This window comes from Alishewanella sp. HL-SH05, assembly GCF_052655985.1.
In genome coordinates this window covers 2,985,528-3,004,320 of the sequence record NZ_CP199753.1, presented here as the reverse complement: position 1 = coordinate 3,004,320, position 18,793 = coordinate 2,985,528, and the positions used below count along the sequence as shown (strand labels likewise).

The window sequence follows — 18,793 nt, the reverse complement described above, 5'->3', positions numbered from 1 at the left end:
TTTCGATTAACACCACTAACACGCCGGGGTTATTGACTAAACCGTCTGCGCTAACCGCAATTAACGCTGTGATACCTTACATCCACTCAAAACCAGGAAAACGTTATGATATCAGCTCGCCTGTCACTTTTGACCTTGGCTTTGCTTAGCGCTACTAGCTATGCGGCTCAAACCACGCCAGAGTTAGGGATCCGGGATAAAACCCCGAATCTCATGGCTCTAACCAATGCCACTGTTCTGACTGAGCCTGGCAAAGAACTTACCGGTGCAACCATCTTAATTCGTGATGGTAAAATTGAAGCGGTTTCAACCAGCGCTAAGATCCCTGCCGGTTATCAAACTTTTGATTTACAAGGTTACTTTGTATATCCCGGTTTTATTGACCCTTATACTCAATATGGTGTTACTGCTGCTAGTCAGGTTGAGCGTGCGCGCTTTGGTGGTCGTAACCCAATTTATGAAAATGAACGAAGGGGGGCAATGCGGCAAACGACGCCATTCATGCACAGCAACGTTGGGCAACCCAATTTAAACCCGATAGTAAAGCAGCAACCGAGTTATTAAAAGCTGGTTTTACTACGGTACAAAGTGCCCGCCAAGACGGTATTTTTCGTGGAACCGCTTTTGTTGCTTCTTTAGGTGAAGGCTTGCCAAATGATTTAATTTTAAAAGCTGACGCTCAGCATTTTTTATCTTTTAGCAAAGGCAGTTCACAGCAAACCTATCCTTCTTCGTTGATGGGATCTATTGCGCTAATCCGTCAAACCTTGTCCGACGCTAATTGGTATCAAGCGGCCACGGCTAGCCCGAATTTAAGCGTTCAGGGTAAGCCGGTTGAGTTTAACGCAGCTTTGGAAGCGCTTAGCAGTTTAAGCAGCCAGGGCATCTTGTTTGATACTACAGACGATCGTTCATTACTGCGCGCCAATCAATTACTCAGCGAATTTAATCTTAAAAATGCGCTGTTATTAGGCTCTGGCTATGAATACAGCCGCTTGCCACAAATTAAAGCGACCGGTAAACCTTTATTGCTACCGCTGAATTTTCCCGCCGCACCGCAGGTTAGCGCGGCTGAGCAGCGTTTAGACGTGAATCTTGCTGATTTACGGCACTGGGAGCGTGCACCAGCTAACCCGGCTGAAGTGGCTAAAGCTGGGGTAAACTTTGCCTTCACAACGCATGGTTTAACTAAAAAAGCCGAGTTTTTACCCAACTTACGCAAAGCTATTCAATACGGCTTAGATAAACAGCAAGCGCTCGCAGCCTTAACCACCACACCAGCAAGCTTACTGGGTTTAGACGATCGGTTAGGTAAAATTGCTGCCGGTTATCAGGCCGATCTTGTGATCAGCCGAGGTGATCTGTTCACCGACGGTGAAATTGTCGCAACCTGGTTGCGTGGCCAAGAAAAACGCTTTACCAGTGTGCAACCCACCGCTTTTGCTGGTGAGTATCAACTCACTTATCAAGATCAAACGTTTAGCGTGACGCTAACGGGTACGGCGCCGAAAATAAGCGGTGAAGCGGTAATCGGTGACAAAAAAGTGAAACTGACGCACCTGATGGTGCAAGACGAGCGGTTACAATTTAGCTTGCCGTTACAAGAGCTCACCGAACAAGCTGCGGTGCTGCAATTTAATGGTGTTTGGTCTGAGCAACAACTTAAGGGTTATTGGTTAGATGCACAGGGTAGTGAAGTGGCTGTCAGCGCCAAACAGCAAATTGCAGCCAGCAGTAAAGATGCCAAAACCGCTAAAGCCGCGCCAGCAATGTTGTCGAAACTGACTTATCCTAATCGTGCTTTTGGTTTAGATGCTTTACCGCAGCAACAAAACCTGCATATCAAAAATGCGACCGTGTGGACAGCAACAGCAGACGGTGTGTTGACCGAAAGTGATGTGCTAGTGCGCAATGGTAAGTTTGAGAAAATTGGCCAAAACCTGACTACGCCACGCGGTTATAAAGTAATCGATGCCACAGGTTTACATTTAACGCCAGGTATTATTGACGAACACTCACATATTGCCACCGAGCAAGGGGTGAACGAGGGTTCACATGCTAATACCGCCGAAGTGCACTTAGGTGATGTGATTAACTCAGATGATATCAATATCTATCGTGCGTTAGCCGGTGGTGTTACCGCAGTGCAGGTACTACATGGCAGTGCTAACCCGATTGGAGGTCGTGCGCAAATTATTAGCTTACGCTGGGGTCAAGATGCAGAAGGGCTGAAATTTAAAGATGCACCACCGAGTATCAAATTTGCATTAGGTGAAAACGTAAAGCAATCTAATTGGGGCTCTGAGTTCAATACACGATACCCACAAACTCGTATTGGTGTTGAAACCTTTATTCGCGATCAATTCCAAGCAGCTAAAGAATACCGTGCGGCTTGGCAAGCGTTCAATAAACTGTCTAAGCGTGAGCAAGGCCGTGTTGCCCCCCTCGCCGTGATTATCAGATGGATACCTTGGTCGAAATTCTAGAAGGTAAACGTCATATTCATACACACTCTTATGTGGCTTCTGAAATTTTAATGTTGATGAAAGTTGCTGATGAAATGGGTTTCAAAGTGAATACTTACACCCACATCTTAGAAGGCTACAAGGTAGCGAGTGAAATGAAAGCGCATGGTGCCAGTGCATCGACCTTTGCTGACTGGTGGGGCTTTAAGATGGAAGTCACGGATGCCATTCCAACTAACACCTGTTTGATGCATGAGCAGGGTATGTTAGTGAGCGTTAACTCTGATGATCCTGGTTTACTGCGTCGTTTGAATCAAGAGGCCTCAAAATCTACCATGTATTGTAATATGGATGAGCAAGAAGCCTTGAAGATGGTGACGTTAAACCCAGCAAAACAATTAAAAATTGACGATAAAGTCGGTTCAATTGCCGTCGGTAAACAAGCCGATTTCGTGTTATGGGATGCCCATCCATTATCCGTTTACAGTGTGGCACAACAAACGTGGATTGAAGGGGCTCGTTACTTCGACCGTGCTGAAGACTTAGCAAAGCGGCAACAGCTTGAGCAAGAGCGGCAACAGTTGATCCAAAAGGTCTTAACCGCGGGTGATTCTGCTCGTAACGGTAGTCGCAACGCTTATAAACAAGATGATCCGATTTGGCATTGTGAAGATAACGATGACTGGTTGAAATTACGCTTTGGTTTTGGCTCTGCCACAGAAAGTCATGCTCATGCCCATGGGGAGCAACATTAATGAAAAAATTAACCACTATTTTTGCCGCAGCACTTACACTGGCAACGAGCAGCGTACTCGCGGTAAACCCCGTACCTGCACCGAAACAAAGCGTGCCAGTATTATTGAAAAATGCGACGGTGCACGCCGTTGTAACCGAGCCGGCCATTCAAGATGTCTTACTAGTCGATGGCAAAATTGCCGCGATGGGTACGAACTTAACGGCACCTGCCGGGGCGCAAATAGAAGATTTAACCGGTAAGCATGTGTATCCGGGGCTTATTGCTTTGATTAACCAACTAGGCTTAATTGAAGTTGAAGCCGTGCGTGCCACGCGTGATGATCGTGAAACCTCAGCCACGAACCCGGACTTACAAGTGCAAGTGGCCTTTAATGCTGATTCTGCGGTGATCCCAACGATTCGCAGCAACGGTTTTAGCCATAGCTTAATTTATCCTGATGGTAGCTTGATCACCGGTCGCTCAGCATTGATGCAGTTAGACGGCTGGAATTGGCAAGATGCCCTAGTGCAAGCCAATGTGGGCTTACACGTGAATTGGCCGCGCATGGGCTTACAAACCGGTTGGTGGGTTCGTGATAGTGCGGAAAAGCAGCAAGAGCGGCAACGTGAGCAACTGGAGCAGTTACAAAGCTACTTTAGCCAAGCACAAGCCTATTATTTAGCTGAGCAAGCCGGCTTAAATCGTGGCCGTGATTCACGCTGGCATGCCATGTTGGCGTTGTTTGAAGGTAAATTACCCTTATTTGTTCATGCCGATGATCCAAGACAAATGCGTCAAGCCATCAGCTTAGCTAAACAATACAAGGTCCGTTTAGTGATTGTGGGGGGACGCGATAGCTGGCGCATGGCAGATGAACTGGCGGCGAATAACGTGGATGTGATTTATACCGCGCCTTATGGCTTACCTACGCGTACCGATGAAGCCTATGATCAAGCCTTTAGCGTGCCAGGTGTGCTGCAAAAAGCCGGTGTGCGTTTCGCGTTATCGCTGGATGGTTTCTGGGATACCCGCAACCTGGTGTTTGCTGCGGGCCATGTCACGCGTTACGGTTTAGAACCTGCGCAAGCGCTACGATCCTTAACCTTAGATGCGGCACAAATTGCCGGTGTGGCCGATCGTTTAGGCTCGATTGAGGTGGGTAAGAGCGCGAGTTTAGTCGTGTCTGAAGGCGATATTTTTGATTATCGTGGGCATAACATCATGCAATTATGGATTGACGGTCGCAATGTTGATCTGAATAACAAACATAAACAGCTACACCAGCGTTATCAGCAACGCTATCAAGCGGCTAACTAAGCTTTAGTTTTATTACCATCTACAGTGCCAGTGAATACTGGCACTTTTTTATTGAGACAGTCCATGAAAAAGATTTTTTTACTTTGTACGGCCGCGTTAATGACTATTGCTGGTTGTAGCAGTACCCCAGCCAGCAAAGCCCCGCGCGCCAGCGCTTTGGTGATTGAAAGTCATCTGACGTTTTTAGCGGATGATTTGTTAGAAGGCCGTGATACGGGGAGTCGAGGCCATGAATTAGCCTCACGTTATATTGCTCAGCAATTTCAAGCATTAGGTTTAGTGCCGGCTGCGGCTGATGGCACCTACTTTCAGCGTGTCCCTATGCGCAAAGCGCAAATTGTGCCGGGAAGTGCCAAGCTTAGTTTTAGTTTACCCGAGCAACAACTGACTCTAGATTACCCGCAGCAATTTACAACCGGGCCCAATTTGCAGACCGAAGCTGTTAACTTGCAAGGTGAAATGGTGTTTGTTGGTTATGGTCTAGTTTCTGAGGTGTTTGGTTTAAACGATTATGCGAATTTAGACGTTAAAGGTAAAGTCGTGGTCATGCTGTCAGGTTTACCCGCTTTTTTACCTAGCGAAGAGCGGGCTTATCTGGGCAGTATGAAAACCGAATTTGCGGTTGAACGGGGCGCTATCGGTGTTATTTCGGTGCATACGCCACAGCAAGAAAAAACTCGGCCCTATGCCGATAGCCTCATGTATTTAAATAGTCCGAGCATGAGCTGGTTAGATGACGAAGGTAACCCCGGTCGGGGCTTTGCTCAGTTACAAGGTGGCGCAACTTTGCATCCTGATGCGGCCAGTCTGTTATTCGCTGCCGCTGGTTATAACCTGAGTGATATTTTTGCTTTATTAGAAAAAGATGAGGTCCCCAAAGGTTTTGCGTTAAAAGGCGAAGTTAACTTAAGCAGCCAAAGTACTCACCAGCAAGTGACAAGCCCGAATGTGTTAGCGACCTTACCCGGTTCCGATCCGCTGTTAAAAGAGGAATATGTAGTATTAACTGCACATTCTGATCATATCGGTTTTTCTAACGATTTACGCAGCGAAGATAAAATTAATAACGGGGCAATGGATAACGCTGCAGGTATCGCGATCTTACTTGAAACCGCACGTTTATTTGCGCAACTGCCGACATCGCCAAAGCGCTCTATTTTGTTTGCTGCGGTTACCGGTGAAGAAAAAGGCTTATTAGGGGCAGATTATCTAGCGAAACAACCGCCAATGCCTATTTCGCAGATGGTGGCTAACGTTAATTTAGATATGCCGGTATTACTGTATTCTTTTGCCGATTTAATTGCTTTTGGTGCAAATCACTCGACCCTAGGTGATGTGGTTGCCCGTGCTGCGGCAAAAGAGGGCAGAACCTTAAGTGAAGATCCGATGCCCGAGCAAGCTATCTTCACGCGCTCAGATCATTATCGCTTAGTGCAACAAGGTGTGCCTGCGGTGTTTTTAATGACCGGTTTTACTTCAACCGATCCAAAGGTATCGGGTGGTAAAGTGTGGGCCAGTTTCTTTGCCAAGCATTATCATCGCCCTTCTGATGATATTGCCAGCTTAACCAAAGAGTATGGGGCGATTCGTTATGATGCTGGCGCCGTATTTGCCGATATTAATTTTAATATTGCGCTGGATGTAGCGAATGCTAAAACGCGGCCATTGTGGCGCAAAGACAGTTTTTTCAGAAAGGTATTTGGCCGTACAGAGAACTCTGAACCCAATACGCCGTAATCGTTCGATACCAAGTGGTTAATATCGCTTGAGATAAACAAGCCGGCCTATCCGCCGGCTTGTTTCACTTTAAACCCTTTTTGTTGTAATAAGGTGGTGACTAATTCGCGTTTATCACCTTGTATCTCAATAATGCCGTCTTTGACCGAACCACCACAAGCACATTTCTTTTTTAATTCTGTACATAGTTGGCTTAATTCACTGGAGCTACCGGTTAAGCCTAAAATGGTTAATACCGTCTTACCGCCCCGACCTTTCGTTTCCCGACGGATGCGTAAGGCACCATCAGCAAATCCTTCAGCCGCTGAGACAGCCGGACTGCTCGCGTCAATTCGGCCTGTCGCCGTGGAATAGACCAAACCAGCCTGATTCGCCGGATTCGTGCTCTCTGGAGTAGCGCCAGTCAGTTGTTGTTGCCAATCGGCTAAGGAAATTTTTTTGCTCATCATAAAATGTCCTGAAAAGTTGGCCGTAGCTTACTCAGCACAAGCGTTGCTCGCAAGTTTTTCTGTGTCTCGCTTGGTTTTTTAATGTTATCTGGTAGAATATTGTTTTGATTTTAGAAATCTGGATGGCTAAAAATTGAGTATTCCAACCCAAATTAACCACTATTTACAGCTTAGTGGCCTTAAAGAGCAATTTTCTTTTTTTGATCAAGCCTTTACTGAAAAAACTACCGCCTATTATCAAGCGTTACAGCAACATATTGCCGATAGCAGCAATGCCAAAGTGCAATGGCAATACCTAGTGCCTGAGTTGGGCGAGGGAGGGGCATGTTCGTTATTTGGTGTGCTGGACAGTGAGCCATATGATTTAACTGCGATTTTGGGCGGTCAAACCAGCGCTAATCACCAAGCCTTAGCACGTTTAACGAAAATAACTGAATTTTATCAACAGCAGTCGGGTTTAGCATGGTTTGGTATTTATCAAGCGCGTGCTAATCTGAAGCAAGAGTTGGTGCTAGTTAAATTAAGCTATTTTGGCGCCGCCTCTCGGGCTGAGTTTCCGTTAAATACTGAGTTTGCCAAGATCAGTAATAACAGTACGGTGGGTTTAACTGGCCAAGCCCGTGTGATTAACGATGTCGCGGCCTATTTGCAACAAGGCGGTGAATATTACACCTGCGATCCGAAAGTTAAAGCCGAAGCTTGTTTGCCACTGTTTGCACAATCGGGCAAAATAGTAGGCATTATTGACGCTGAAGATTTGAAGCAGCAGGTGTTTACCGCAGAGGCATTGGCCCTGTTAGTGGCTGTGTGTCTGAGCATCCCCGAGTGTTTACCGGCAATCGCTTAGTGTTGCCTCCATATAATCATAAACCAGGTAGAACAATATGTTTTCTCAGTTAAAGCCTGTCGCTATCGACCCCATATTGGGGCTAATGGCGGCTTATCGTGAAGATCCTAACCCTCTTAAAGTTGACCTTGGCGTAGGTGTTTATAAAGATGAACAAGGCCACACCGCGGTTTTAAAATGCGTAAAAGAAGCCGAAGCGCTACGTTTAAAGCATGAAGACAGCAAAACCTATGTGGGTATGGCCGGTGATCCGTCTTTTAATACGCACATTGAAAAGTTAGCCTTTGGTGCGACTCATACAGTGTTGCTTGCAAATCGCGTTGTTACGGCGCATACACCAGGCGGCACAGGGGCACTGCGTGTGGCGGCGGAGTTTATTAAGAGAGCGAATCCGGATGCGACGATTTGGGTGACCACCCCGACGTGGGCAAACCATATCTCGTTATTCCAAGCTGCGGGTTTAAAAGTTAAAGAATACGCTTATTACGATTACGACACCAAAGGTTTGCAGGTAGAGCAGATGTTTGCTGATTTAGAGCAAATTCCTGCGGGTGACGTTGTTTTAGTGCATGCCTGTTGTCATAACCCAAGTGGTATGGATCTGAATTTCGAACAATGGCAACGCTTTACCGCGATCGCGAAAGAGCGAGGTTTCACTCCTTTAGTTGATATGGCTTACCAAGGTTTTGGCGCCGGTTTAGATGAAGATGCCGCAGGTTTGCGCTATTTAGCTGAGCAAGTGCCAGAAATGATCTTGTGTAGCTCTTGCTCGAAAAACTTTGGTTTATATCGCGAGCGAATTGGTGCTGTTAGTGTTGTTGCTAGTAACAGCAAAGAAACCGACGTTGTCCGCGCAAACTTACTCAGCGTCGTGCGCGGTATTTACTCAATGCCACCTACGCACGGTGCTATTATTGTTAGCCATATTTTAGATAGCGCCGAATTAACGGCACTGTGGCACGACGAATTAGCAGAAATGCGTAATCGTATTAATAGCTATCGCCAGCTGATCATCGACAAGTTTACTGCTGAAGGCATTACCCAAGATTTCAGCTTTATTGCTCGTCAGCATGGTATGTTCAGCTTTTTAGGCATTAATAAAGCGCAAATTGAACGGCTACGCAGCGAGTTCAGTATCTATATGGTCGGTTCCAGCCGCGTCAGTATTTCGGGTTTGAATCATGCCAATATCGACTATTTCGCCAAAGCCGTCGCAACGGTAATAAAAGGCTAAATACGCCAAGAAGGTATCCAGGCATCGAGTCTGGATACCTTTTTATGCTGCGCTGTGCGCTACTTTTCTCTTTCCTTAACCTTGCCTTTAGTTATCAGACACTCAGCGATCAGGCGATAAGTATTCATTATCATAAAAGGTTCTGAGCCATTCTGGCCGATACACTGCCATTAGCGTAATGGCCATGCCATTGAGTAATGCTTCGCCAAACCAAATGAGCAAGGCTAATTGCGTATAGTTGTGATAAATCGTATGCCAGTCATGTTGTTGCTGCAGATACAGCCAGCCAGAGGTGAGTACAATTTTTAGCACTATGCTCAGGGCGGCATTTAAAAAGCCCGCAATAAAGATATATACAAATAAATGGCGAGTCAGATAATGATATGACCAGCTAAATACCGCATAACTAAATAATGCAGGCAAAATAAAGGTAGTTAATGCAAAGGCGCCACCTTCAGCCAAGCTGACACTGTTAAACAGCATTAATAAAGCTAAGGGCAGGCAACTGATCCAAATGGCGATACGCCAGCCATGACACAATACCAGTGTGGTAATACCCAGAAAAAACAACTCTAAGCCCGGTACTATGCCGGCTTTTACAGACCAGAGTAGGGTTAAGGCGACTGCTGAGGCAAATACAAAATGCTGATAACCCGGTAATTGTAATAAGCGTGGCCACAACTCTTTTGGATAACTTAGTGCGATGCAAAGGATAGCCAAACACCAGGCACTTATTTGCCAATAATTTATGATCATGATCATAGACCCAAAGCTGTGGATGCGGGTAATTATACTGTGTTCTAGCACAGCATAAAAAGCTTCGCGTTAGTAACAAGGTGTATGTTCAAGCGGCTAAGAGCCTTAATAAGGGCTTGAGTAAAGCCTTAGCTGTTTTTCAATTGCCTTTTGATTAATGGGTTAGGCCGCATTGTTATACTGCGGTGTAATGTCCTGGCGTTTTTATTCTGTCAGCGATTTTGCTAGTTGCAGGTAAGTAGCGCCGTTGCGTTTAACACGCTCATAATCCATATATTCAGAGCCTAAATGCACTTCTTCTAATGCTGCTTTAATTTGATCATTAGTGTTGGGTATTAGGGCGAGTGCATTTTCCAAACTGTAGGTTAACTGATGGATCGCCGTTACGCTGGTTGGATTTAACTCACCGGCTAACAAGTTAGCTAACTCGGTATTTTTCTCTAACAACACCTTGCTAGCTTGCTGCACATCACTGATCGCTTTACCGCTGAAATGGGCAGGGCGATCTGAGGCTTGCACGAGAGTTGCGGGGAAGTAGCACAATGCAATGAAGCTAGAAATAACGAGGATTTTCATAATAAAGCCTTAGTTAATAATGATTCTCATTAAGTTATCAGATCAATGCAACAAAGCAAGTCACTTTTGCTGATAACATAAAACGTTTTCTTATACGTTGCTCTGGTTAAAACGTATCAACAAAAACGCCTGCACAAGGCAGGCGTTTTAATAAGATTAACCTTTAATAGCGGTTAGATCCGCTTGTATTTAATTCGATGTGGCTCCAGTGCTGCCGCGCCATAAGTTTGTTTTAACCAGGCCTCGTAATCAGAGTAGTTACCTTCAAAGAAATTCACTTTACCTTCATCACGATAATCGAGGATATGCGTGGCAATGCGGTCGAGGAACCAGCGGTCGTGCGAGATCACCATGGCACAACCAGGGAAATCTAAAATGGCGTTCTCGAGTGCGCGCAGTGTTTCAACATCTAAGTCGTTGGTGGGTTCATCGAGTAACAACATATTGCCGCCGGCTTTTAATAGCGCCGCCAGATGCACGCGGTTACGCTCACCTCCTGATAACTCGCCAATAAACTTCTGCTGGTCGTTACCTTTAAAGTTAAAACGGCCAACATAAGCGCGGCTTGGGATCTGGAAATTGCCAATTTGCAGCATATCTTGGCCATTTGAGATTTCCTGCCACACCGTGTTTTTTGGGTTCATGCTATCGCGGAACTGATCAACACTTGCTACTTGCACCGTTTCACCAAGTTCAATGCTGCCGTTATCGGCTTTCTCTGCGCCGGTAATCATCTTAAACAGTGTTGATTTACCTGCACCATTCGGGCCGATAATACCGACAATCGCCCCCTTAGGAATACTAAAGCTTAGATCATCGATTAACACACGATCGCCGAAGGTTTTACGTAGGTGTCCCACTTCAAGTACCTTATCGCCTAAACGTGGCCCAGGTGGAATAAACAGCTCATTAGTTTCATTACGCTTTTGAAAATCTTGGCTTTGCAATTCTTCAAAACGTGCCATCCGCGCTTTACTTTTCGCATGACGGCCTTTCGGGTTAGTTCGAACCCATTCTAATTCTTGCTTAATTGAACGCTGGCGAGCACTTTCTGTTTTATCTTCTTGTGCTAGTCGGGCTTCTTTTTGTTCTAGCCAGCTAGAGTAATTTCCTTGCCACGGAATACCTTCACCTCGGTCTAGCTCTAAGATCCAACCGGCTACATTGTCTAGGAAATAACGGTCGTGGGTAATGGCCACCACGGTACCAGGATAATCGTGTAAAAAGCGTTCTAACCAAGCCACCGATTCAGCATCCAAGTGGTTAGTAGGTTCATCTAATAACAGCATATCGGGGCGTTCTAATACCAAGCGGCAAATCGCCACCCGGCGACGCTCTCCGCCCGACAGATGTTCAATTTTGGCATCCCAAGGCGGTAAGCGTAATGAATCTGCCGCACGTTCTAGCGTGTTATCTAAGTTATGACCATCTTTTGCTTGTATTAATGCTTCTAACTCGCCTTGCTCGCGTGCTAAGGCATCAAAATCGGCGTTTTCATCGGCATAAGCGGCATACACTTCATCTAGCCGAGTAAACGCTTCTTTTACATCACTAACGGCTTCTTCAACAATCTGCCGAACTGTTTTGTTGTTATCTAATACCGGCTCTTGCGGTAAGTAACCGATTTTTGTGCCAGTTAATGCTCGAGCTTCGCCTTCAAACTCTTTGTCGATACCGGCCATAATGCGTAATAACGTCGATTTACCCGAGCCGTTTAAGCCAAGTACCCCAATCTTGGCGCCGGGGAAAAAAGATAAAGAGATGTCTTTTAAGATGGTGCGTTTCGGGGGAACCACTTTCGAAACCCGATACATTGAATAGATAAATTGTGCCATTACTAAGTTTCCGTCCGTTAAGGGCTGTCACAGTGAAGCAAATTGTACGTTATTTTCACCAGTGGTGGAAAGTGAATGGCGATGCTTTAGAATAATGTTGGCTTTTGCATGCAGATCTCTGTTTTAATATGCATCATTAGAGAATTATTAGTAGGTTAATTATGTCTGAATTTGCACACGATCCAAGCTTCCAACGTTTTATCGAAGAAGCTAAAACCCATGGCGTAGTCTGGACTCTCGCTGATGGTGAAGACTTATTAGTAGTTGAATCGGTAGAATTTGAAGAAACAGATGTAATGCCCTTTTGGTCAAGCAAAGCGGATGCCCAAGCGCACTGCTCAGAAGAATGGTCAAGCTATAAACCTGAGCCAATCCCACTCGATGTGTTCTGTGATGGCTGGTTAAAAGAGATGTACGATGACGGCGTATTAATCGGCACTAACTGGGATGAATCACTCAATGGTCCTGAAGTCGAGCCGCGTGAATTGCTAGAAGCGCTGGCGCTTGTACAGTAATTAAACACCGTGCTACACCCTAAGCCCAGCCTTTGCTGGGCTTTCGTCGTTTAAGGGTGTAAAATAATAATATTATGATCTGGTCGCTAAACTGCTTTTCTTCGCAGTGCGTATAACAGATATTGCAAATCAGTATTTGGAAAAACTATGTTATCAGAAGCAGCAATGTTAGTCCGTAGTGCACTTGAGACGCGTGGTCTTGAGACTCCTATGCGTGATAACGGCTTGTCCCGCGATGAAAAATACGAAAAGATTAATCAGTTACTTACTGAGGTTGTCAGCACCTTGGGGCTTGATCTCACCGATGACAGTTTAAGAGAAACGCCACATCGCATTGCTAAAATGTATGTTGATGAGGTTTTTGGTGGTTTGGATTATCAAAACTTTCCGAAGATGGCGCTGATAGAAAACAAAATGCAAGTTAACGAGATGGTCAAAGTGAAAGACATCAGCTTTACCAGTACTTGCGAGCATCACTTTGTGACCATCGATGGCAGCGCTACGGTGGCTTACATCCCTAAAGATAATATCATTGGCTTATCTAAGATTAATCGCATAGTACGTTTCTTTGCACAGCGTCCTCAAGTGCAAGAACGCTTAACCCAGCAAATCTTAGTGGCGTTACAAGCCTTACTTGAAACAGACAACGTTGCAGTGACCATGGATGCGGTACATTACTGCGTGAAATCGCGTGGTGTGATGGATGTGAATTCTAAAACGCAGACTACGGCACTAGGCGGTATTTTCAAAGATGACGCTCGCACCCGAGCGGAGTTTTTAGCTCGCTAATCGCCGTTGATTGCGGGATATCATGGGGCTAATTGCTTTAAACAATTAGCCCCATGAAGTTCTAAAAAAGTCGTGGCATTTTCAGCACTCAAAGGTTTGCTGTAGTAGTAACCCTGAATTTCATGACAGGGCATGTTTTCTAGTAACTTCAGCTGCTCTACTGTTTCAACCCCTTCAGCAAGAGTAATTAAATCCATACTCTTAGCAATATTAATGATCGCACTGACAATCGCTTTATCGTCTTTATCATTTAGAATATCTTGAATAAATGATTGGTCTATTTTTAATTTTGTTAAGGCAAAACGTTTTAAATAACTCAATGATGAATAACCCGTACCAAAATCATCGACTGCAATTTTAAAACCGAGTTCACTGTTATACCAGCGAAGTAGTGCTTCAAAGCCAATGATTTTTTTGCGTTGGGTGATATCTAAATGAATACCGACAGTGATTTTATGTTCTTAGCTGATAATGGTTCTGCCACGCAAAAGGACCCATACCCAATAACCCTCTTTATGGCACATCCTAAATTGATTTTCGTATAATTTATTGTCTGTTTTATTAATGTAATCGTCGAAATAAGCCCTAACACTGGTCTTATCATGTGGATGTAAGGCTTTAACCCATAGATCATCTATCGTGCCCTTTTGAGCGCGAGCAATACTGTTGCGTTAACTCTGCATAGCAACGTGTAAGGCTGACAGTAGCTTCAAAGAAAAAATCTTAATTGGAGCAATAAGTTGTAGTGCTGTTAAGAATGATATTTTTTATGAGCACACAACCTTAGTGTGTTTAATTTGTAGTATTAATGCATTCAACCATAACTTGCTGCCTATGAAACTAGCATTAAACAAAATAAACTGCTTTTCGTCTGGTGGCGTATAGTCACTACCTAAGATCGTTCTTAGATGTAAATACTTGGAGAAAGCGAAATGAAAAAAACACTTAACCTCGCGGCCGTGCTAGCACTGACCTTTTCGGTACAGAGCTTAGCCGCACAGTGCGGTAATATTCTCGGCCATTCAGTGCAGCAACTCAAAACCCGTGAAAGTGTCGATTTATGTGATGAATTCAAGGGTAAAACATTAATTGTGGTGAATACTGCCAGTAAGTGTGGCTTTACTCCGCAGTTTGAAGCCTTAGAAACGCTTTATCAAAACTACAAAGATCAAGGTTTAGTGGTATTAGGTTTCCCATCAAATGATTTTCGGCAAGAACACAGTGATGAAGAAAAAACAGCTGAGGTGTGTTATTTAACGTACGGTGTTGAGTTTCCAATGTTTTCAACCAGCAGTGTGCGCGGGGATAACGCTAACCCGGTATTCAAAGCCTTAATTGCAAAAACCGGTGAAAGCCCGTCTTGGAATTTCAATAAATATATTGTCAGTAAAGACGAGCAACAAGTGGTGCATTTTGGTAGCCGCACCAGCCCTGATGATCCAAAGTTTATTGCTGAGCTTGAAAAACTGCTAGCGGCAAAGTAATTACTGACTTTGCTCAAAAGCGCTATCAATCGCGGTGGCATTGTCGGTGGCTGCTGTTCTTGCTAGCTCATCACAGCGTTCATTTTCAGGGTGGCCGCTGTGGCCTTTTACCCAATGCCAAGCAATCTGATGTTTGCTGCAAGCGGCATCTAAACGTTGCCATAAATCTTGATTTTTAACCGGCTGTTTTTGACTGGTTTTCCAGTTATTGCGTTTCCAGCCTGCTAACCACTGCATGATCCCCAAGCGCACGTATTGGCTGTCGGTGGTCAAATCAACCTGGCAGGGGCTGGTCAGTGATTCTAAACTGACAATAGCCGCGAGCAATTCCATTCGATTATTGGTGGTTAACCGAAAGCCGCCACTCAATTCCTTACGATGTTGCTTGTAAAGCAAGACACTGCCATAGCCGCCAGGACCAGGGTTACCCAAGCAAGATCCATCGGTATAGATCGTAACAGTTTTCTGCATAAAGTCTTTCCTCAAAGCAAAACGGCGTATAATCTACCCTAATAGTAGGCAACAGCGAAAGCAGCAATGTTAAAACGTCAAATTATCTTAGATACCGAAACCACCGGCATTAACCCAAAAGATGGCCATCGTATTATCGAAATTGGCTGTGTTGAGCTGATAAATCGGCGTTTTACCGGTAACAATTATCATGTTTATATTAATCCAGAGCGGGAAATTGAAGCTGAAGCCATTGCCGTGCACGGTATTACTAACCAACGTTTGCAACATGAACCCAAGTTTCGAGATATTGCACAGGGCTTTTTCGAGTACATTAAGGGGGCCGAATTAGTCATTCACAACGCCGCTTTCGACGTCGGTTTTATTGATCATGAATTTGCCCTGTTGCAGCCAAAACTCCCACCAGTGGCGGAGTATTGTGGCATTGTTGATACGCTTAAATTAGCGCGAGACTTGCATCCGGGCCAAAAAAACAACCTCGATGCACTGTGCCGCCGCTATGATATCAATAATAGCCATCGTACTTTGCACGGCGCCTTACTAGATGCCGAAATTTTGGCTGATGTTTACTTATTAATGACCGGCGGGCAGGTCAGTTTAAACTTAGCGGCGGAAGACGCGAACAATCAACAAGATCAGGAAGGGCCCTTGGTTATCCAGCGCAGTGGTAAGTTAAAAGTGATTAAAGCCAACAGCCAAGAATTAACTGCCCATCAAAGTCGTTTAGATTTAGTGCAAAAGAAAGGGGGCAGCTGTTTATGGCGAGATTAATGCTACTGTGTTTTATGCTGTGTAATCTGTTTGTACTGACCGTTGCTGCACAACAAGACTCGACATTACCTGTTGCAACGCCAGAGTCGGCCCCAGCGCAAACACCAGAGCCATTAATGCGCATTTTGGCAGACTTGCCATTACGTAATCAAATTCCCTTGTTAGATAATCGGTTTCGCATCGATGACGGTATTGAATCTATCACCTTGGTATTTTTTCGCCGACCGGGTTCGGCTTCTATCGTATTAGTGCGTCCCGATGGCAGTAAGGTGTTTTATAACACGGCCAAGCAAAACAACATTCGTTGGTTTGATGGCCCTTCCTACGATTTAATTGAAATTACTCAGCCGATGCCAGGGCCTTGGCAGGCCGTCGGACGAGTTTTACCCGAAAGTAAGATTTTGGTGCTGACCGATGTGGCATTAGATGTTGATCCTTTACCTAAACCGATGGTGGTAGGGGAAACGTTTAAATTAACGGCGCGGATGCTGCAAGATGGCAAAGCGATTAATGCGCGAGAATTTAAAGACATCTTGTCGCTACAAGTGGTTTTTACCAGTACCAATGATAAACGTTACGAAAACTTCGGCCGAGGTATGGTGGAAGTAGCCAACTTTCGTGATGATGGCCGTGGTTATGACATCAGTGCGCGTGACGGTATTTTTACCGGTGAGATAAATTTGGTATTTGGCCAAGGCGAGTGGATCCCGCGTTTTATTGTGCGTACGCCTTTGTACACTCGCGAAGTGGAACAAAGCGCCGTTATTATTGAACCTTCGCCTATTACGCTTAACGTACAGATGGCAACTACAGCTGAGCAAAGCCATATTATTATGTTGGATGCGAATAGTGATCTGGTAGATGTCGACTCTTTGCTGTTCCAGGGGCAAATTCAATACCCAGATGGCGATATGCAATCATTTTCTTTAGTCGAGCCTACCACAACAAAGCAACTGCAGGTCGATAACCGCGGGCATGGTAGTTATATTTTGAATATGGCCGTTTTTGGCCAAATGCGCGATGGTCGAGAGTTTGTATTAAATTTACCTGAAGAGCGTTTTTTAGTGGCCATGCTGGCGCAGGAAGCGCCTGACTTAGGGCCCGCCGACACTGTAACCGAAGCCGCTGTTGAGGTGGCAGAGCCGGTTGCCACAGAAGTACCTTGGCTTTGGATCATCCTGATTAATTTGTTTATTTTAGTGTTAGGCGCAGTAGCCATTTGGTTTGTGTTATCTGGCAAGCAGTTCAGCCGTTTGATGTTTTGGCGCAAAAAGACCGAGCCTGCTGCTACCGCCGCGGGAAATAAGACGGCCACAGCGGCGAAAGTGGACAGCACAGCGAACAAGAAATCAGCAAAAAAGAAAGATGGAGAAGATATATTGGATCTTTCTATGCCAGATGGCTAAGGAATAGGCAAAAGCGGCAAAAAAGAAGTTGACTGAGTTTGGGGTAATCCGTATCATTCCCGCCGCACCAGACGATACCCAAATGAAATCGTTTGATGCTGGCGCGGAGCGGTAGTTCAGTCGGTTAGAATACCGGCCTGTCACGCCGGGGGTCGCGGGTTCGAGTCCCGTCCGCTCCGCCAACAATTTTGATGCTTTCCGGAGCGGTAGTTCAGTCGGTTAGAATACCGGCCTGTCACGCCGGGGGTCGCGGGTTCGAGTCCCGTCCGCTCCGCCACTAGCATCAAAAAAGCTTCCTGATCCGGAGCGGTAGTTCAGTCGGTTAGAATACCGGCCTGTCACGCCGGGGGTCGCGGGTTCGAGTCCCGTCCGCTCCGCCATTTCAGTTAGTGTGCCATTGAGCGTAAGCTCACTCCAGTGCGGAGCGGTAGTTCAGTCGGTTAGAATACCGGCCTGTCACGCCGGGGGTCGCGGGTTCGAGTCCCGTCCGCTCCGCCATTTTCATCTAAATCAGCCAGCTAATGCTGGTTTTTTTGTGCCTGCAAATAAGTGAGCGGTAGTTCAGTCGGTTGCTGTTATAAAAAATCTAGCCGGCCTGTCACGCCGGGGGTCGCGGGTTCGAGTCCCGTCCGCTCCGCCATTTTCATCTAAATCAGCCAGCTAATGCTGGTTTTTTTGTGCCTGCAAATAAGTGAGCGGTAGTTCAGTCGGTTGCTGTTATAAAAAATCTAGCCGGCCTGTCACGCCGGGGGTCGCGGGTTCGAGTCCCGTCCGCTCCGCCATTTTCATCTAAATCAGCCAGCTAATGCTGGTTTTTTTGTGCCTGCAAATAAGTGAGCGGTAGTTCAGTCGGTTGCTGTTATAAAAAATCTAGCCGGCCTGTCACGCCGGGGGTCGCGGGTTCGAGTCCCGTCCGCTCCGCCATTTTCATCTAAATCAGCCAGCTAATGCTGGTTTTTTTGTGCCTGCAAATAAGTGAGCGGTAGTTCAGTCGGTTGCTGTTATAAAAGCAAGCTTCGGGGTCATATACCAAGACCCCTAACGTTTTCGCCGTGGGCGAGATACTTTCTTTTGTGTCGCCAAAAGAAAGTATCCAAAGAAAATGCGACCCCACTTCCGCTCGAAAGCCCCACTGCTCATGCGTTATCCAAGGCAAAAACGTAACTCGCGCTATGCTTCGTCGCCGCACTCAAACACACGTTTTCTTAAAACATTGGCCAACGATGATCAGTCGGCTCGCTCTAAGGGGACTAAAATCCAGAGCAAGCTCCAAGCTTCGGGGGCAGATACCAAGACTCTGTTGATGAGTTAATAGCGAAGTCAGCTTTGGCAGGATACGTCTTTTTCAGGGATGAAAAAGAGGAGCGTGCACAGCTTTGTTGAAATTGAGCCTTGTCGCAATCAC

Annotated in this window: 16 protein-coding genes, 4 tRNA genes and 1 pseudogene; 14 read left to right on the top strand and 7 right to left on the bottom strand. The window is 45.7% G+C overall.

The annotated features are described in order from the left end of the window. Window positions 1–105: 105 nt before the first annotated feature. The 3 genes and pseudogenes from ACUJFL_RS13790 (at window position 106) to ACUJFL_RS13780 (ending at window position 6,255) form a co-directional block, all read left to right on the top strand. Window positions 106–3,220 (top strand): annotated as a pseudogene (locus ACUJFL_RS13790) (amidohydrolase family protein). Beyond that, on the top strand, window positions 3,220–4,518 hold the full coding sequence (locus ACUJFL_RS13785; RefSeq protein ID WP_226752031.1) for an amidohydrolase family protein: 1,299 nt from the start codon (window positions 3,220–3,222) through the stop codon (window positions 4,516–4,518). The pseudogene ACUJFL_RS13790 and the gene ACUJFL_RS13785 overlap by 1 nt, the downstream one beginning before the upstream one ends. A gap of 63 nt (window positions 4,519–4,581) precedes the next feature. Beyond that, on the top strand, window positions 4,582–6,255 hold the full coding sequence (locus tag ACUJFL_RS13780; RefSeq protein ID WP_445427791.1) for a M28 family metallopeptidase: 1,674 nt from the start codon (window positions 4,582–4,584) through the stop codon (window positions 6,253–6,255). Between the two features lie 47 nt (window positions 6,256–6,302). On the opposite strand, the gene ACUJFL_RS13775 is transcribed toward ACUJFL_RS13780, so the two are convergent. Beyond that, the gene (locus ACUJFL_RS13775; protein ID WP_445429093.1) at window positions 6,303–6,701 is read right to left on the bottom strand and encodes a translation initiation factor; all 399 of its coding nucleotides are present in this window, start codon (window positions 6,699–6,701) and stop codon (window positions 6,303–6,305) included. Window positions 6,702–6,837: 136 nt separating this feature from the next. On the opposite strand from ACUJFL_RS13775, the gene ACUJFL_RS13770 reads away from it, so the two are divergent. Together ACUJFL_RS13770 and ACUJFL_RS13765 are read left to right on the top strand one after the other, a co-directional pair. Next, window positions 6,838–7,551, top strand: coding sequence for a GAF domain-containing protein (locus ACUJFL_RS13770; RefSeq protein ID WP_445427790.1), 714 nt, complete (start codon window positions 6,838–6,840; stop codon window positions 7,549–7,551). Between the two features lie 37 nt (window positions 7,552–7,588). After that, on the top strand, window positions 7,589–8,785 hold the full coding sequence (locus ACUJFL_RS13765) for an amino acid aminotransferase (protein ID WP_445427789.1): 1,197 nt from the start codon (window positions 7,589–7,591) through the stop codon (window positions 8,783–8,785). Between the two features lie 102 nt (window positions 8,786–8,887). Here the strand turns inward: ACUJFL_RS13765 and ACUJFL_RS13760 are convergent, their stop codons facing one another. The 3 genes from ACUJFL_RS13760 to ettA all read right to left on the bottom strand — a co-directional run bounded on the left by ACUJFL_RS13760 (window position 8,888) and on the right by ettA (window position 11,952). Then, window positions 8,888–9,541, bottom strand: a complete 654-nt coding sequence (locus ACUJFL_RS13760; RefSeq protein ID WP_229587880.1) for an energy-coupling factor ABC transporter permease — start codon at window positions 9,539–9,541, stop codon at window positions 8,888–8,890. Between the two features lie 204 nt (window positions 9,542–9,745). Beyond that, window positions 9,746–10,117 (bottom strand): DUF6746 family protein, encoded by a 372-nt coding sequence (locus tag ACUJFL_RS13755; protein ID WP_445427788.1) that lies wholly within the window; start codon window positions 10,115–10,117, stop codon window positions 9,746–9,748. A 173-nt stretch (window positions 10,118–10,290) separates the two neighbouring features. Further along, a complete protein-coding gene (gene ettA / locus ACUJFL_RS13750) occupies window positions 10,291–11,952 on the bottom strand; it encodes an energy-dependent translational throttle protein EttA (protein WP_226752037.1) in 1,662 nt (553 codons plus the stop codon). 161 nt (window positions 11,953–12,113) lie between these two features. Here ettA and ACUJFL_RS13745 point away from each other — a divergent pair, with 161 nt between their 5' ends. Next, entirely contained in the window at window positions 12,114–12,467 is a 354-nt protein-coding gene (locus ACUJFL_RS13745) for a DUF2750 domain-containing protein (RefSeq protein WP_226752038.1), read from the top strand. Between the two features lie 147 nt (window positions 12,468–12,614). Continuing rightward, window positions 12,615–13,256 carry a GTP cyclohydrolase I FolE gene (gene folE / locus ACUJFL_RS13740; RefSeq protein WP_229587876.1) on the top strand — a complete coding sequence of 214 codons (642 nt, stop codon included), beginning with the start codon at window positions 12,615–12,617 and terminating at the stop codon, window positions 13,254–13,256. A 20-nt stretch (window positions 13,257–13,276) separates the two neighbouring features. On the opposite strand, the gene ACUJFL_RS13735 is transcribed toward folE, so the two are convergent. Together ACUJFL_RS13735 and ACUJFL_RS13730 are read right to left on the bottom strand one after the other, a co-directional pair. Further along, window positions 13,277–13,663, bottom strand: a complete 387-nt coding sequence (locus tag ACUJFL_RS13735; protein ID WP_445429092.1) for an EAL domain-containing protein — start codon at window positions 13,661–13,663, stop codon at window positions 13,277–13,279. A 54-nt stretch (window positions 13,664–13,717) separates the two neighbouring features. Beyond that, the gene (locus ACUJFL_RS13730; protein ID WP_445429091.1) at window positions 13,718–13,894 is read right to left on the bottom strand and encodes a PAS domain-containing protein; all 177 of its coding nucleotides are present in this window, start codon (window positions 13,892–13,894) and stop codon (window positions 13,718–13,720) included. 294 nt (window positions 13,895–14,188) lie between these two features. Between ACUJFL_RS13730 and ACUJFL_RS13725 the strand changes: the two genes are divergently transcribed. Next, a complete protein-coding gene (locus ACUJFL_RS13725; protein WP_226752040.1) occupies window positions 14,189–14,740 on the top strand; it encodes a glutathione peroxidase in 552 nt (183 codons plus the stop codon). On the opposite strand, the gene rnhA is transcribed toward ACUJFL_RS13725, so the two are convergent. Further along, entirely contained in the window at window positions 14,741–15,211 is a 471-nt protein-coding gene (rnhA, locus tag ACUJFL_RS13720; RefSeq protein ID WP_226752041.1) for a ribonuclease HI, read from the bottom strand. A gap of 66 nt (window positions 15,212–15,277) precedes the next feature. On the opposite strand from rnhA, the gene dnaQ reads away from it, so the two are divergent. The 6 genes from dnaQ (at window position 15,278) to ACUJFL_RS13690 (ending at window position 17,886) form a co-directional block, all read left to right on the top strand. Beyond that, window positions 15,278–15,982 carry a DNA polymerase III subunit epsilon gene (dnaQ, locus tag ACUJFL_RS13715; protein ID WP_445427787.1) on the top strand — a complete coding sequence of 235 codons (705 nt, stop codon included), beginning with the start codon at window positions 15,278–15,280 and terminating at the stop codon, window positions 15,980–15,982. Beyond that, window positions 15,970–17,388, top strand: a complete 1,419-nt coding sequence (locus ACUJFL_RS13710; RefSeq protein WP_445427786.1) for a TIGR03503 family protein — start codon at window positions 15,970–15,972, stop codon at window positions 17,386–17,388. Before dnaQ ends, ACUJFL_RS13710 begins: the two co-directional genes overlap by 13 nt. Before the next feature lie 105 nt (window positions 17,389–17,493). Continuing rightward, window positions 17,494–17,570 (top strand) — tRNA-Asp (locus ACUJFL_RS13705). An 18-nt stretch (window positions 17,571–17,588) separates the two neighbouring features. Then, window positions 17,589–17,665: transfer RNA gene (locus ACUJFL_RS13700), tRNA-Asp, on the top strand. A gap of 26 nt (window positions 17,666–17,691) precedes the next feature. Beyond that, window positions 17,692–17,768 (top strand) — tRNA-Asp (locus tag ACUJFL_RS13695). Window positions 17,769–17,809: 41 nt separating this feature from the next. Next, window positions 17,810–17,886: transfer RNA gene (locus tag ACUJFL_RS13690), tRNA-Asp, on the top strand. Window positions 17,887–18,793: the final 907 nt, after the last annotated feature.

Coding starts and splice junctions, on each gene's coding strand:
- folE (WP_229587876.1), top strand. CDS start 12,615: ATGTTATCAGAAGCAGCAATGTTAGTCCGTAGTGCACTTGAGACGCGT.
- ACUJFL_RS13725 (WP_226752040.1), top strand. CDS start 14,189: ATGAAAAAAACACTTAACCTCGCGGCCGTGCTAGCACTGACCTTTTCG.
- ACUJFL_RS13785 (WP_226752031.1), top strand. CDS start 3,220: ATGAAAAAATTAACCACTATTTTTGCCGCAGCACTTACACTGGCAACG.
- ACUJFL_RS13760 (WP_229587880.1), bottom strand. CDS start 9,541: ATGATCATAAATTATTGGCAAATAAGTGCCTGGTGTTTGGCTATCCTT.
- ACUJFL_RS13710 (WP_445427786.1), top strand. CDS start 15,970: ATGGCGAGATTAATGCTACTGTGTTTTATGCTGTGTAATCTGTTTGTA.
- rnhA (WP_226752041.1), bottom strand. CDS start 15,211: ATGCAGAAAACTGTTACGATCTATACCGATGGATCTTGCTTGGGTAAC.
- dnaQ (WP_445427787.1), top strand. CDS start 15,278: ATGTTAAAACGTCAAATTATCTTAGATACCGAAACCACCGGCATTAAC.
- ACUJFL_RS13780 (WP_445427791.1), top strand. CDS start 4,582: ATGAAAAAGATTTTTTTACTTTGTACGGCCGCGTTAATGACTATTGCT.
- ACUJFL_RS13765 (WP_445427789.1), top strand. CDS start 7,589: ATGTTTTCTCAGTTAAAGCCTGTCGCTATCGACCCCATATTGGGGCTA.
- ACUJFL_RS13755 (WP_445427788.1), bottom strand. CDS start 10,117: ATGAAAATCCTCGTTATTTCTAGCTTCATTGCATTGTGCTACTTCCCC.
- ACUJFL_RS13775 (WP_445429093.1), bottom strand. CDS start 6,701: ATGAGCAAAAAAATTTCCTTAGCCGATTGGCAACAACAACTGACTGGC.
- ettA (WP_226752037.1), bottom strand. CDS start 11,952: ATGGCACAATTTATCTATTCAATGTATCGGGTTTCGAAAGTGGTTCCC.
- ACUJFL_RS13745 (WP_226752038.1), top strand. CDS start 12,114: ATGTCTGAATTTGCACACGATCCAAGCTTCCAACGTTTTATCGAAGAA.